Raw genomic sequence first — 14,905 nt, 5'->3', positions numbered from 1 at the left:
GATGTTATATAAATATATGTATGCTTAAATGGATGGTGCTTAGAATGGTTAATCAAATAAATGATGAAATGAGCAAAAGTGAACTATTAGTTATTACGGGATTGTCTGGCGCTGGTAAATCATTAGTTATTCAATGTTTAGAAGATATTGGCTTTTTCTGTGTAGATAATTTACCGCCTATATTACTACCTAAACTTGTGGAGTTAATGGAGCAAGGTAATCCTTCACTTCAAAAAGTAGCAATTGCAATTGATTTAAGAGGAAAAGAGTTATTTAAATCACTTGTAGATGAAATTGATGCAATTAAAACGCGAAATGATGTTATTGTAGATATTATGTTTTTAGAAGCTACAACTGAAAAATTAATTTCTAGATATAAAGAATCACGTAGAGCGCACCCTTTAAATCAAAATGGTCAAATGTCTTTAATTGATTCAATTCTAGAAGAACAACAATTGCTTTCAAATATTAGGTCAATAGCGAATTACATTATTGATACTACAGAGTTAAAGCCTAAAGAATTAAAAGAAAGAATCAAACGTCGTTTCGCCAATGAAAAAATGAATTCATTTAGTATTAATGTAACTAGTTTTGGATTTAAACATGGTATTCAGAAAGATGCTGATTTAGTATTCGATGTACGCTTTTTACCTAATCCATATTATGTTGAAGACTTGAGACCGATGACTGGAGAAGATGAAGCAGTTTATAATTATGTGATGAAATGGAAAGAAACTAAAACTTTCTTTGAAAAACTAATGGATTTACTTATTTTTATGATTCCAGGTTATAAAAAAGAGGGTAAATCGCAACTGGTTATAGCAATAGGGTGTACCGGCGGACAACATCGCTCTGTAGCCTTAGCTAAGCGTATCGGAGAAGAGTTAAATGATATATTTGATTATAATGTGTATGTTCATCATAGAGATGCACATATTGAAAGTGGCGTGAAGAAATGAAACAGTTGAAAGTAGTACTAATCGGAGGAGGTACGGGACTCTCAGTACTAGCTAGAGGATTACGAGAATATCCAATAGATATCACTGCTATTGTTACAGTCGCAGATGATGGTGGTAGTACAGGTAAAATTAGGGATGAAATGTCTATTCCTGCTCCAGGAGATATTAGAAATGTCATTGCAGCGCTAAGTGATGCGGAACCTATTCTAGAAGAATTATTTCAGTATCGTTTTGAAGAACATCAAATTGAAGGTCACTCATTAGGTAATTTATTACTTGCAGCACTCACAAATATAAAAAATGACTTTGGTCATGCAGTGAAAGAATTAAGTAAAATTTTAAACATTAAAGGAAAAGTGATTCCATCTACTAATACTAATGTTATGTTAAATGCTGTATTAGAAGATGGTGAGATTGTTGAAGGTGAATCTAAAATACCTAAAAAAAATAAAAAAATTCGACGTGTCTATTTAGAACCATCTAATGTAGAACCCATGCAGGAAGCTGTTGATGCTTTACAAGAAGCGGATTTAATTGTTCTAGGTCCTGGTTCACTGTATACGAGTGTAATTTCAAATTTGTGTATTGAAGGTATTTCTAAAGCAATAATAAGTTCACAAGCACCGAAATTATACATATCTAATATTATGACTCAACCAGGAGAAACAAATGATTATGATGTCTACGATCATATTAAAGCTATTCATCAACATGCTGGAGAACCATTTATTGATTATGTTATTTGTAGTAATGATGCATTTGATGAACAGATTCTTCAACGATATAAAGAACGTAATGCTCATCCTGTTAATATGAATAAAATAAAATTAACAGAAAATCATATTAAAATGATTACTTCTAAAAATCTTGTAGAAGTTTATGACCACGTCCTCGTTCGTCATAATACAAAGGTGCTTGCTAACCTTATATATGATTTAGCACTTGAATTAACAAGTACAATTCAATTTAAACCTAAAAAATAAATTTTAATGAATTTAAAAATAATTTGATATAGAGTGTTATATATTTTGAGATGTTAATTACATATAATAATGATGATGAGAAAAGGAGGGAGCATCAATGAGTTTTGCATCAGATATGAAAAGTGAATTGACCCGTATTGAAGTCGATGAAAGTAATGCTAAAGCTGAACTTAGCGCTTTGATTCGGATGAACGGTGCACTCAGTTTATCTAATCAACAATTTGTAATTAATGTTCAAACTGAAAATGCGACTACGGCTCGAAGAATATATTCATTAATTAAGCGTATTTTTAATGTGGAAGTAGAAATTTTAGTACGAAAAAAAATGAAATTAAAAAAGAATAATATCTATATTTGTCGAACTAAAGTACGTGTTAAAGAAATACTTGATGAATTAGGTATTTTAAAAAATGGTATTTTTGTTCATGATATTGATGCGAGTATGATTAAAGATGATGAAATGCGTAGAAGCTATTTAAGGGGAGCATTTTTAGCGGGTGGATCAGTAAACAACCCAGAAACCTCTTCCTACCATTTAGAAATTTTTTCTCAATATGAAGGGCATGCTGAGGGATTAACTAAACTAATGAACAGTTATGGATTAAATGCTAAGCATTTAGAACGAAAAAAAGGAAGTATCTCTTATTTGAAAGAAGCGGAGAAAATTTCTGAGTTTTTAAGTTTGATAGGGGGGTACCAAGCACTATTAAAATTTGAAGATGTAAGAATAGTGAGAGATATGAGAAACTCTGTCAATAGACTAGTAAATTGTGAAACAGCTAATTTAAATAAAACTGTGAGTGCAGCTATGAAACAAGTACAAAGCATTCAATTAATTGATGAAGAAATAGGTTTAGATAATTTGCCTGATCGTTTAAGAGAGATTGCAAAATTACGAGTAGAACATCAAGAAATTTCTTTGAAAGAATTAGGAGAAATGATATCAAATGGGCCTATTTCTAAATCAGGAGTAAATCATCGCTTACGAAAATTAAATGAACTCGCTGATAAAATTAGAAATGGAGAAAAAGTCGAATTATAAAATAAAATGTGTTTTAAAAAATAGGATGAAACATTAATATAACGTTTCATCCTATTTTTAATAATAGCCCCCTCGAGAGGAATCGAACCTCTATCTTAAGAACCGGAATCTTACGTGCTATCCATTACACTACGAGGAGTATAATATAAAAACTAATTTCTGTACTAAATATATAATTAACAGTACAATTTGAATATATGAATAGTGTATAAAATTATAAAACGCAACGTCAAATAAATGTAAAGGTATTATTTTTGACCATTTTTGACTTTTATTGTAAAATAAATATAACAGTTAATTACAAGGAGGAAATATAATGAATTTAATTCCTACAGTTATTGAAACAACAAATCGTGGTGAACGCGCATATGATATTTATTCTCGTCTATTAAAAGACCGCATTATTATGTTAGGCTCAGCAATTGATGATAATGTTGCAAATTCAATTGTATCACAATTATTATTCTTACAAGCTCAAGATTCTGAAAAAGATATTTATTTATACATCAATTCTCCAGGTGGTAGTGTAACAGCAGGATTTGCTATTTACGATACAATTCAACACATTAAACCAGATGTACAAACAATTTGTATTGGTATGGCTGCGTCAATGGGATCATTCTTATTAGCAGCTGGTACAAAAGGTAAACGTTTTGCCTTACCAAACGCTGAAGTTATGATTCATCAACCATTAGGTGGCGCTCAAGGTCAAGCGACAGAAATTGAAATTGCTGCTAACCATATCTTAAAAACACGTGAAAAATTAAATCGTATTTTAGCTGAACGTACAGGTCAAAATATTGAAACAATTCAAAAAGATACTGATCGTGATAACTTCTTAACTGCTGATGAAGCAAAAGAATATGGTTTAATTGATCATGTAATGCAACCTGAAGATATGTAAATAGAATTGTTTAACATGTAAAAAAGGAAGAGCATTGATGCTCTTCCTTTTTTTATGGTTTTTTAGTTTTTAATAAATAATGTATAGCTACAAACCCTAATAATAATCCTATAATAATAAAGAAGAAAGATAAAAGTACCATAATAATACTCTTTTCGAAAGCAAAGATACCATTTAAAATTAAAAATACACTAGCGATAAGTAGTAAGATATACGTTAACTTGTTGTCATTCATTACTAAATCTCCAAATACTATTCGTTAATTAAGTCTTCAAGTGCAACTTTTAAATTATTATATCTAAAATTAAACCCTAATGCTTCTAATTTATTAGGTAAGACTTTTTGAGTATCGAGAACTACTGTCGACATTTCTCCTAGTACAGCACGCATAATTAATGATGGCACCCACGTTTCATGTGGTTTATGCATCGTACGTCCAAGTGTATAACCAAATAAATTTTGACGTTCAGGAATTGGAGAAGCCATATTAAATGGACCTTTTGCATTTGATTCGTCAATTGTAAATAAAATCGCACGCACTAAGTCATCTATGTGAATCCAAGAATACCATTGACGGCCAGAACCTAATTTGCCGCCTACGTAGAATTTATATGGTAGTTTCATCGTTTGAAGTGCGCCACCTTCAGAAGACAAAATCATACTAAATCTTCCCAATATAACACGTGTACCAAAATTTTCGAAACGACGAGCAAATCGTTCCCATTGATAAACGACATCTGACAGGAAATCAAAAGGAAGTGTTTGATATTGTTCTGTATAAGTTCGATGTAAACTTGGAGGATAATAACCCATAGCACTTGCATTAAAAAGCACTTCAGGTTTATGTTGACGTTGCTCAAATAAATGAACTAAAGATTCAGTCGATTGAATACGACTTGTCATAATCGTTTGTTTGTAAGAGGATGTCCAACGTTTATTTAATGTAGCTCCTGCTAAATTAATGACTACATCAATATCTGGTACTTGATTTTCCCATCCTTTTTTAGACCAGTTAACATACGTTATCTTAGACTCATCACTTTGTTTATCACTACGAGTTAAAATTGTAATATGAGCCTCTCTTTTTTTAATTTCATTTACTAAATGACTACCTACCATTCCAGTTCCACCAGTAATTAAAAATTGTTTCATTTACTAACACCTCATTTTTTATAAAGAAAATAAATTTTTTAATGACAATGTAGAGAAAGATGCTCAAAAAGCATTCAAGATTATGTCATTAACTTTAGAAAATACGGTCATTAAATTACCTAAATTTAGCTATAATATAAGTATAGCTTTGCTATAGAGAATAGTAGAATATTTAAAAAGTATGTTTATACTTTTAATATACTAATTTACAAAACAAAAGTCATTTTAATTTCTTTCTATTCTCTTCTCTTTCAAGTTTCTATTATATTACTTTATAAATAAGATTAAGAATAATATGATTATAGGAATTAAAATGCCAATAAATATATCAAATTTTGAGTTTTTACTTTCATCAAAATCATCATTACTTAACATCATAGATTTAATTTTATTGCTTGAATGATGTTTGAATAATGTGTCAAAAGTATCTTTTTTCATTTTGTCACTCCAAAATTTACATTATATTGATAGTGTAGTTATTTATATATGATGTTATCATATATAATTGAATGAGTATTCCATTTATATATGTACTTAAGTATTTTTAATATTTTTTTAAAAGGAAATAATGTAAAATAGATTGCTATATTAAAGGATGAATAGATAATTAAGAAGTGAGGGAGTCCATGTCAAAAAAAAATAGAAATCTTAAAGACTATGAAGCACATGAAAAGAAAAAGATGAGTGGTATTTCTAAAATAATTAGTACACTTATTGTGCTTCTATTACTTGGTGGATTGGTGTTTGCAGTTTTTGCTTTTGTGGATAATTCAAACAGAGTCAATGAACGTTTAAATAATCAGTCAACGGAAGAACATAAAGATAAGAAAGATAAAGATACTAAAAGTAATAAAAAGAATGAAGAAAGTACGCAAGAAAATACAACAAGTGAAAACAATACAAATAATAGTAAAGAAAATAAATTAGATAACGTAAAAAATCCAAATGTAACTGATAACTATTCTAATGAGCAAAATAATTCAATAAAAGTACAACCTACTAATCAAGGTAAAACAGCACAAACGCAGCAATCTTCTAAAGAAACATCTACAAAACAACCTAATACAAATCAAATTCAAAGTACTCAACAAAAAGAAAACGCACCAACTCAAGAAAAAGCAACGCAAGAAGAAACAGATAAATCAACTAAAAACACTCAGTCAAGTCAATCTTCTCGTTCTAATGCTTCAACTGAAACATCACAACATAAGTCAAGTAACAATGACACAACTACTACACAAGAACGAGCTAATACAAATCAATCATCCCAAACACAAAAATCAACGATGCAACCATCTACTACCGAACCTAAAACACAATCATCTAGTTCAACTACTTCAGAATCAAAAAGTAATACCCAACAATCTCAAAGATCTTCAAACGAAGAATAAAAAAAGACCTAGGTATATACACATTTTACCATGTGTGTATCTCTAGGTTTTTTTAAAATATCCAGTTAAGCAAGAATGTTAAGATAATTGAAAGAACAATCGATATAAAAATAGAAGAGAAACAACCAAAAGGACAACCACAACCATAGTGATATCGTATTGTATTGTGATGTTCAGAAATATCTCGATATTCTTGTTCTCTTTTAAAATAGTCATCATCTTTATATCTATTATCAGAAGGATCTAAAACTTCTACATCCTTATTGTCTTTATATTTCAAAGTGATTCCTCCTATCTAGTTAATGTTTAAATTATAATTCATCATTTTTGAAAAACCTATAAGGTTAACTCTATTGCATTTACTATACCCTATTTTAAATATTTAACAGATTATTTAAAATAATAAAGGTTTTCACTTGCTTTTTTATAACGACAATAGTAGTATTGCAATTGTAAAGAGGTTGAATTTTGTCCCACCTGGGACAAAAAAAGTCAAACCCCCTCTAACTCTCGATTACCTTTTGAGAAAAATAGGAGGAAGGTAGTAGTGAAAGACCTGATTAAACTACAACAAAAGTTGGTTCCTGACTTAGTTGATAAAATGTATCGACGTTTCTCTATCTTAACGACAATTTCAAATAATGAACCTGTTGGGCGTAGAAGTTTAAGCGAACATATGGATATTACAGAAAGAGTCTTAAGAACAGAAACAGACATATTAAAAAAGCAAAATCTTATACAAGTAAAATCAACTGGTATGGAAATCACTGAAGAAGGTACAAAAGTACTTAATCAATTAAGTGATTACTTTAAAGTATATAAAGATGATAATCATTATGCTAAACATATTAAGTCCAACTTTGGAATTAAAGAAGTATATGTCATACCTGGAAATGCTGACATGCATGAAGAAGTTAAGTCTGAGATGGGGAGACAAGCAGGTCATTTACTAGAAGATATATTGTATGAAGATGCAATTGTATCAGTGACAGGTGGATCAACAATGGCTAATGTTAGCCGAGCAATGCATTTATTACCATTTAATGTGTTTTTTGTTCCTGCACGTGGTGGTCTTGGTGAAAATATGGTTTATCAAGCAAATACAATTGCAGCAAGTATGGCACAACAAAGTGGTGGTTATTATACCACGCTATATGTACCAGATAATGTTAGCGAATCAACATATAATACATTACTGATGGAACCATCAGTTGTGCATACATTAGAAAAGATTAAACAAGCAAATATAACAATACACGGTATTGGTGATGCGCTGAAGATGGCGCACCGTAGACAATCATCTGATGAGGTGATTGAAAGACTTCAACATCATCAAGCCGTTGGAGAAGCTTTCGGATATTATTTTGACGCTCAAGGTCATGTAGTTCAAAAAGTAAAAACTATTGGATTACAACTTGAAGATTTAGAAAGCAAAGATTTTATATATGCTGTTGCTGGTGGCATGTCTAAGGGAGAAGCTATCAAAGCATATCTCAGTATTGCCCCAAAAAATACAATATTAATTACTGATGAAGCAGCAGCTAAAGTAATATTAAATAAGGAATAAAAAGTTATTTAACTTTTTAAATATCATTTTAAAGGAGGCCATTATAATGGCAGTAAAAGTAGCAATTAATGGTTTTGGTAGAATTGGTCGTTTAGCATTCAGAAGAATTCAAGACGTAGAAGGTATTGAAGTAGTTGCAGTAAACGACTTAACAGACGACGAAATGTTAGCTCATTTATTAAAATATGACACTATGCAAGGTCGCTTTAACGGAGACGTAGAAGTAGTTGAAGGTGGTTTCCGTGTAAATGGTAAAGAAGTTAAATCTTTTGAAGAACCAGATGCAAGTAAATTACCATGGGGCGATTTAGATATCGACGTAGTATTAGAATGTACTGGTTTCTATACAGAAAAAGAAAAAGCTGAAGCACACATTAATGCAGGAGCTAAAAAAGTATTAATTTCTGCTCCAGCCAAAGGTGATGTTAAAACTATCGTATTTAACACAAACCACAAAGACTTAGATGGATCTGAAACAGTAGTATCAGGTGCTTCATGTACTACAAACTCATTAGCACCAGTTGCTAAAGTTTTAAATGATGAATTTGGTATTGTTGAAGGTTTAATGACAACTATCCATGCTTACACTGGTGACCAAATGACTCAAGATGGTCCACACAGAAAAGGTGACAAACGTCGTGCACGTGCAGCAGCACAAAACATCGTACCTAACTCAACAGGTGCAGCTAAAGCTATCGGTAAAGTAATTCCTGAAATCGATGGTAAATTAGATGGTGGAGCACAACGTGTACCAGTAGCTACTGGTTCATTAACTGAAGTAACAGTTGTATTAGAAAAAGAAGTAACAGTTGAAGATGTTAACAAAGCAATGAAAAATGCTGCTGACGAATCATTCGGTTACACTGAAGATGAAATCGTATCATCAGATATTGTTGGTATGAACTTTGGTTCATTATTCGATGCAACTCAAACTCGTGTCATCTCAGTTGGCGACAAACAATTAGTTAAAGTAGCTGCTTGGTATGACAACGAAATGTCTTATACTTCTCAATTAGTACGTACTTTAGAATATTTAGCTGAATTAACTAAATAATTTCGTAGCCTAGTTTAATAAAACTTGTGCTCAGTACACTTATATAAAATGTTGAATTAAGTTAGCTTATGAGTAAGCGGGGAGCACTAACGCTTCTCCGCTTATTTTTATATTAATAATTCCTATTTAAAGGAGGAAATTATAATGGCAAAAAAAATTGTTTCTGATTTAGACTTAAAAGGAAAAGTTGTACTTGAACGTGCTGACTTTAACGTACCTTTAAAAAATGGTGAAATTACAAATGATAACCGTATTGTTCAAGCCTTACCAACAATTAAATATATTTTAGAACAAGGCGGTAAATTGGTATTATTCTCTCACTTAGGTAAAGTTAAAGAAGAAAGTGATAAAAAAGAGTTAACTTTAAAACCAGTAGCAGATTCATTAACTGAAAAATTAGGCAAAGAAGTTGTGTTTGTTCCAGAAACACGCGGTGAAAAATTAGAATCTGCAATTAAAAATTTAAATGAAGGCGATGTATTATTAGTTGAAAATACTCGTTTTGAAGATTTAGACGGTAAAAAAGAATCTAAAAATGATCCTGAATTAGGTAAGTATTGGGCATCATTAGGTGATGTGTTTGTAAATGATGCATTTGGTACTGCACACCGTGAACATGCTTCAAATGTTGGTATTTCTACTCATCTAGAAACAGCTGCAGGTTACCTAATGGAAAAAGAAATTAAATTTATTGGTGGTGTGGTAAATGACCCGCATAAACCAGTTGTGGCTATTTTAGGTGGTGCTAAAGTATCTGACAAAATTGGTGTTATTAAAAATTTAGTGAATATCGCTGATAAAATCATTATTGGTGGCGGTATGGCATATACATTTTTAAAAGCACAAGGTAAAGAAATTGGTCTATCTTTATTAGAAGAAGATAAAATTGACTTTGCTAAAGAACTTTTAGAAAAAAATGGCGATCAAATTGTATTACCTGTTGATTGTAAAGTAGCTAAAGAATTTTCAAACGATGCTAAAATCACTGAAGTATCTATTGATGAAATTCCAAGTGATCAAGAAGCAATGGATATTGGACCAAAAACAATAGAGTTATTTACTAAAGAATTACAAGGTGCTCATACAGTAGTATGGAACGGACCTATGGGTGTATTTGAATTTAGTAATTTTGCTAAAGGTACAATTGGTGTATGTAAAGCAATTGCTAACTTAGAAGATGCAATCACAATTATCGGTGGCGGTGATTCAGCAGCGGCTGCAATTTCACTAGGATTTGAAGAGGATTTCACTCATATTTCAACTGGTGGCGGTGCTTCATTAGAATACCTTGAAGGTAAAGAATTACCTGGTATCAAAGCAATTAACGATAAATAATATTTATTTAAATAATAAAAATGTTTCTTTTATGATTTTCATGGGAAAACAATAAAAGAACGTAAATATTTATAATTAATTTTAAATTTATTAATAATAGGAGTGTCAATAATGAGAAAACCAATCATAGCTGGTAACTGGAAAATGAATAAAACAGTTCAAGAAGCTAAAGACTTTGTAAACAATTTACCTACATTACCTGATGAAAAGGAAGTTGAATCAGTAATTTGTGCGCCAACAATTCAATTAGATGCATTAATCTCTCTAGTGAATGATGGCAAAGCAAAAGGATTAAAAATTGGTGCTCAAAACACTTATTTTGAAGATAATGGTGCATATACAGGAGAAACTTCTCCAGTGGCATTAGCTGATTTAGGTGTTAAATATGTCGTTATTGGACATTCAGAACGTCGTGAATTATTCCATGAAACAGATGAAGATGTAAATAAAAAAGCACATGCAGTATTTAATCATGGAATGACACCAATTATTTGTGTTGGTGAAACAGATGAAGAAAGAGAAAATGGCAAAGCTAACCAAGTAGTAAGCAACCAAGTAAAAGAAGCAGTAAAAGGCTTGTCAGAAGATCAACTTAAAGAAGTTGTCATTGCTTACGAACCAATTTGGGCAATCGGTACTGGTAAATCAGCTACTTCAGAAGATGCAAATGAAATGTGTGCACAAGTACGTAAAACAGTAGCAGACGTGTCTAGTCAAGATGTAGCTGATGCGACTCGTATTCAATATGGTGGTAGTGTGAAACCAAATAATGTTAAAGAATATATGGCTCAATCAGATATCGATGGTGCATTAGTTGGTGGCGCATCACTTAAAGTAGATGATTTTGTACAATTGTTAGAAGGTGCTAAATAATTATGGCTAAACAACCAACAGCATTAATTATTTTAGACGGTTTTGCTAACCGTGAAAGTGAACATGGTAATGCAGTAAAACAAGCGCATAAACCCAATTTCGATCGTTATTACAACACATATCCTACGACTCAAATTGAAGCAAGTGGTTTAGATGTTGGCCTTCCCGAAGGTCAAATGGGTAACTCTGAAGTAGGTCATATGAATATAGGTGCAGGTCGTATTGTCTATCAAAGTTTAACTCGTATTAATAAATCCATTGAAGATGGTGATTTCTACGAAAATGAAGTGTTAGGTAAAGCAGCTCAACACGTTAAAGATCACGATTCAGCATTACATGTATTTGGTTTACTTTCAGATGGCGGTGTTCACAGTCATTACAAACATTTATTTGCATTATTAGAACTTGCTAGACAAAAAGGTTTAGATAAAGTGTATGTACATGCATTTTTAGATGGTCGTGATGTAGATCAAAAATCAGCAATTAAATATATTGAAGAAACAGAAGCTAAATTTAAAGAACTTGGTGTAGGTCAATTTGCATCGATTTCAGGTCGTTATTACGCTATGGATCGTGATAAACGTTGGGATCGTGAAGAAAAAGCTTATAATGCTATTCGCAATTTCGAAGGACCTTCTTATGCGAGCGCTAAAGAAGGTGTAGAAGCGAATTATGAAAATGACGTTACAGACGAATTTGTTGAACCTTTCATAATTGAAGGACAAAATGAAGGTGTTCAAGATGGTGATGCTGTTATCTTCTTCAATTTCCGTCCTGATAGAGCAGCACAATTATCTGAAATATTTACAAATAAAGCATTTGACGGCTTTAAAGTTGAGCGTGTAAATGATTTATTCTATGCAACATTTACTAAATATAATGATAATGTTGATGCAGAAGTCGTATTTGAAAAAGTTGATTTAACTAATACAATTGGTGAAGTTGCTCAAAATAATAATTTAAAACAATTACGTATTGCAGAAACTGAAAAATACCCACATGTTACTTATTTCATGAGTGGTGGACGTAATGAAGAATTTGAAGGTGAACGTCGTCGCTTAATCGATTCACCTAAAGTTGCTACGTATGATTTAAAACCTGAAATGAGTGCATACGAAGTTAAAGATACATTGTTAGAAGAGTTAGACAAAGGTGATTTAGATTTAATTATTTTAAACTTTGCTAACCCTGACATGGTAGGTCATAGTGGTATGCTTGAACCAACAATCAAAGCAATTGAAGCAGTAGATGAATGTTTAGGTGAAGTGGTTGATAAAATTTTAGATATGAATGGCTATGCAATAATTACAGCTGACCATGGTAACTCAGATCAAGTTTTAACTGATGATGATCAACCTATGACTACTCATACTACAAACCCAGTTCCAGTAATTGTTACTAAAGAAGATGTAACATTACGTGAAACTGGTCGTTTAGGTGACTTAGCACCTACATTACTAGACTTATTAAATGTTGAACAACCGTCAGACATGACAGGTGAATCTTTAATTAAGCATTAGTAAAGTTGTAAATACTAAGATGATTTAATATTATTCTTTAATATTAAGTCATCTTAGTATAAATATTTTATTAAATAACAAAAAATAGTTATAATAATTAAGGAATCTAAATTTAAAGGAGATTATTTATTATGCCAATTATTACAGATGTTTATGCTCGCGAAGTATTAGACTCACGTGGTAACCCAACAGTTGAAGTTGAAGTATTAACTGAAAGTGGTGCTTTTGGTCGTGCTTTAGTACCTTCAGGTGCTTCTACTGGTGAACACGAAGCAGTTGAATTACGTGATGGAGATAAATCACGTTATAGCGGTAAAGGTGTTACAAAAGCTGTTGAAAATGTAAACGAAATTATCGCTCCAGAAATCGTTGAAGGTGAATTTTCAGTTTTAGATCAAGTATCAATTGATAAAATGATGATTCAATTAGACGGAACACCTAACAAAGGTAAATTAGGTGCAAACGCTATTTTAGGTGTGTCTATTGCCGTTGCACGTGCAGCTGCTGACTTATTAGGTCAACCATTATACAAATATTTCGGTGGATTTAACGGTAAACAATTACCAGTGCCAATGATGAATATTGTTAACGGTGGTTCTCACTCAGATGCACCAATTGCATTCCAAGAATTCATGATTTTACCAACTGGTGCTGAGTCATTTAAAGAAGCATTACGTTGGGGTGCTGAAATTTTCCATAACTTAAAATCAATTTTAAGTGAACGCGGATTAGAAACTGCTGTAGGTGACGAAGGTGGTTTTGCTCCAAGATTTGACGGTACTGAAGATGCAGTTGAAACAATCATTAAAGCGATTGAAAAAGCTGGTTACAAACCAGGCGAAGATGTATTCTTAGGATTTGACTGTGCGTCATCTGAATTCTATGAAAATGGTGTATATGACTACACTAAATTCGAAGGTGAACATGGTGCGAAACGTAGTGCAGCTGAACAAGTTGACTACTTAGAAGAATTAATTAGTAAATATCCAATCATTACAATTGAAGATGGTATGGATGAAAATGACTGGGACGGTTGGAAACAATTAACTGATCGTATCGGTGACAAAGTTCAATTAGTAGGTGACGATTTATTCGTAACTAATACTGAAATTCTTTCTAGAGGTATTGAACAAGGTATTGGTAACTCAATCTTAATCAAAGTAAACCAAATTGGTACATTAACTGAAACATTTGATGCTATTGAAATGGCTCAAAAAGCTGGTTACACTGCGGTAGTATCTCACCGTTCTGGTGAAACTGAAGATACAACAATTGCTGATATCGCAGTAGCAACAAATGCTGGTCAAATTAAAACTGGTTCATTATCAAGAACAGATCGTATTGCGAAATATAATCAATTACTACGTATTGAAGATGAATTATTTGAAACAGCAAAATTTGACGGAATTAAATCTTTCTACAATTTAGATAAATAATTTTAGTGACATACTAAAATTAATAGAGTTCACGCGTTTGCCTGTCATAGAGTTGAGACTATGACAGGCTTTTTTTAATATAAAATTTTAAATAATAGCCTCGAAGTGTAAGATTTAACTTCATTGATGAAACTGATATAATAATCCTGTAATTGAAAGAAGGAGAATTGAAGATGGATCAACAACTTAATCAGTCAAATAAAAGAGAACGTATTGCCGGTCAATGGATTGGATATAGTTCGCTTGTATTTTGTATATTATTAATTATCCATAATTTTATTGCTTTAGATGCTCACACTGCTAAAACACTGTTAACACTAGCACATCAAGAAGCATCAAGCAGTGCAGTAGATAACATTTTAAATAGTTTTAGATATACAGGTATTATGTATATTCTCGCATATTTAGCTGGAGTAATTGCTTTATGGAATCGACATAAATATCTTTGGTGGTTTATGTTTGCCGTATATGTATCAAATGTATTATTTACACTTGTCAACTTAACGATGGTGTTAAATGCTATTATTGAAACAAAATCTATTTTATTTATTTTACCTATTTTAATCGTCGTGATTGGTTCAACAATATTAGCAATATATATGTTAATTATTTCAATTGTACGTAAAAGTACATTTAATCGATAGTATTTGATAACTATATTAAGAATATGTTATAATTCGGAACGTATA

The 14,905-nt window shown here is 31.6% G+C and carries 16 protein-coding genes and 1 tRNA gene; 12 read left to right on the top strand and 5 right to left on the bottom strand.

Translation table 11 applies throughout. From position 1 onward, the window contains the following. Nucleotides 1–44 precede the first annotated feature (44 nt). The 3 genes from rapZ to whiA all read left to right on the top strand — a co-directional run bounded on the left by rapZ (nucleotide 45) and on the right by whiA (nucleotide 2,984). Complete coding sequence (gene rapZ, locus NST64_RS09445; RefSeq protein ID WP_002448066.1) at nucleotides 45–959, top strand: RNase adapter RapZ; 915 nt, start codon at nucleotides 45–47, stop codon at nucleotides 957–959. Continuing rightward, a complete protein-coding gene (locus tag NST64_RS09440; RefSeq protein ID WP_002455608.1) occupies nucleotides 956–1,942 on the top strand; it encodes a gluconeogenesis factor YvcK family protein in 987 nt (328 codons plus the stop codon). The genes rapZ and NST64_RS09440 overlap by 4 nt, the downstream gene beginning before the upstream one ends. Nucleotides 1,943–2,039: 97 nt before the next feature. Next, a complete protein-coding gene (whiA, locus tag NST64_RS09435) occupies nucleotides 2,040–2,984 on the top strand; it encodes a DNA-binding protein WhiA (RefSeq protein WP_002448139.1) in 945 nt (314 codons plus the stop codon). 67 nt (nucleotides 2,985–3,051) lie between these two features. On the opposite strand, the gene NST64_RS09430 is transcribed toward whiA, so the two are convergent. Further along, a tRNA-Arg gene (locus NST64_RS09430) sits at nucleotides 3,052–3,123 on the bottom strand. Between the two features lie 177 nt (nucleotides 3,124–3,300). Between NST64_RS09430 and clpP the strand changes: the two genes are divergently transcribed. Beyond that, nucleotides 3,301–3,888 (top strand): ATP-dependent Clp endopeptidase proteolytic subunit ClpP, encoded by a 588-nt coding sequence (clpP, locus tag NST64_RS09425; protein ID WP_002448228.1) that lies wholly within the window; start codon nucleotides 3,301–3,303, stop codon nucleotides 3,886–3,888. A 52-nt stretch (nucleotides 3,889–3,940) separates the two neighbouring features. Here clpP and NST64_RS09420 read toward each other — a convergent pair whose 3' ends face one another. From NST64_RS09420 to NST64_RS09410, 3 genes are all read right to left on the bottom strand, one after another. Then, nucleotides 3,941–4,123, bottom strand: coding sequence for a hypothetical protein (locus tag NST64_RS09420; RefSeq protein WP_002448125.1), 183 nt, complete (start codon nucleotides 4,121–4,123; stop codon nucleotides 3,941–3,943). A 17-nt stretch (nucleotides 4,124–4,140) separates the two neighbouring features. Next, nucleotides 4,141–5,040, bottom strand: coding sequence for a TIGR01777 family oxidoreductase (locus NST64_RS09415; protein WP_049418656.1), 900 nt, complete (start codon nucleotides 5,038–5,040; stop codon nucleotides 4,141–4,143). A gap of 267 nt (nucleotides 5,041–5,307) precedes the next feature. Then, nucleotides 5,308–5,478 carry a hypothetical protein gene (locus NST64_RS09410; protein WP_185956581.1) on the bottom strand — a complete coding sequence of 57 codons (171 nt, stop codon included), beginning with the start codon at nucleotides 5,476–5,478 and terminating at the stop codon, nucleotides 5,308–5,310. A gap of 188 nt (nucleotides 5,479–5,666) precedes the next feature. On the opposite strand from NST64_RS09410, the gene NST64_RS09405 reads away from it, so the two are divergent. Beyond that, the gene (locus NST64_RS09405; protein WP_049418658.1) at nucleotides 5,667–6,431 is read left to right on the top strand and encodes a DUF4887 domain-containing protein; all 765 of its coding nucleotides are present in this window, start codon (nucleotides 5,667–5,669) and stop codon (nucleotides 6,429–6,431) included. A 52-nt stretch (nucleotides 6,432–6,483) separates the two neighbouring features. Here the strand turns inward: NST64_RS09405 and NST64_RS09400 are convergent, their stop codons facing one another. Next, a complete protein-coding gene (locus NST64_RS09400; protein WP_002448224.1) occupies nucleotides 6,484–6,711 on the bottom strand; it encodes a hypothetical protein in 228 nt (75 codons plus the stop codon). Between the two features lie 267 nt (nucleotides 6,712–6,978). On the opposite strand from NST64_RS09400, the gene NST64_RS09395 reads away from it, so the two are divergent. From NST64_RS09395 to NST64_RS09365, 7 genes are all read left to right on the top strand, one after another. Continuing rightward, a complete protein-coding gene (locus tag NST64_RS09395; protein WP_049418659.1) occupies nucleotides 6,979–7,998 on the top strand; it encodes a sugar-binding transcriptional regulator in 1,020 nt (339 codons plus the stop codon). A 46-nt stretch (nucleotides 7,999–8,044) separates the two neighbouring features. Then, a complete protein-coding gene (gap, locus tag NST64_RS09390; protein ID WP_002448134.1) occupies nucleotides 8,045–9,052 on the top strand; it encodes a type I glyceraldehyde-3-phosphate dehydrogenase in 1,008 nt (335 codons plus the stop codon). Nucleotides 9,053–9,196: 144 nt separating this feature from the next. After that, nucleotides 9,197–10,387 carry a phosphoglycerate kinase gene (locus NST64_RS09385; protein ID WP_002455603.1) on the top strand — a complete coding sequence of 397 codons (1,191 nt, stop codon included), beginning with the start codon at nucleotides 9,197–9,199 and terminating at the stop codon, nucleotides 10,385–10,387. A gap of 111 nt (nucleotides 10,388–10,498) precedes the next feature. Next, a complete protein-coding gene (gene tpiA, locus NST64_RS09380) occupies nucleotides 10,499–11,260 on the top strand; it encodes a triose-phosphate isomerase (RefSeq protein WP_049432213.1) in 762 nt (253 codons plus the stop codon). Between the two features lie 2 nt (nucleotides 11,261–11,262). Further along, nucleotides 11,263–12,780: a 2,3-bisphosphoglycerate-independent phosphoglycerate mutase gene (gpmI, locus tag NST64_RS09375; RefSeq protein ID WP_049418664.1), complete on the top strand. Its 1,518-nt coding sequence runs from the start codon at nucleotides 11,263–11,265 to the stop codon at nucleotides 12,778–12,780. A 131-nt stretch (nucleotides 12,781–12,911) separates the two neighbouring features. Then, the gene (eno, locus tag NST64_RS09370) at nucleotides 12,912–14,216 is read left to right on the top strand and encodes a surface-displayed alpha-enolase (RefSeq protein WP_002448208.1); all 1,305 of its coding nucleotides are present in this window, start codon (nucleotides 12,912–12,914) and stop codon (nucleotides 14,214–14,216) included. A 173-nt stretch (nucleotides 14,217–14,389) separates the two neighbouring features. Then, complete coding sequence (locus NST64_RS09365) at nucleotides 14,390–14,860, top strand: hypothetical protein (RefSeq protein WP_049418665.1); 471 nt, start codon at nucleotides 14,390–14,392, stop codon at nucleotides 14,858–14,860. Nucleotides 14,861–14,905 lie beyond the last annotated feature (45 nt).

Origin of the sequence: Staphylococcus sp. FSL W8-1268, assembly GCF_038003965.1 — a bacterium.
In the GTDB taxonomy this organism is placed as follows: domain Bacteria; phylum Bacillota; class Bacilli; order Staphylococcales; family Staphylococcaceae; genus Staphylococcus; species Staphylococcus hominis.
Note: the sequence above shows the minus strand (reverse complement) of the source record. Positions and strands in the feature narration are given on the sequence as shown.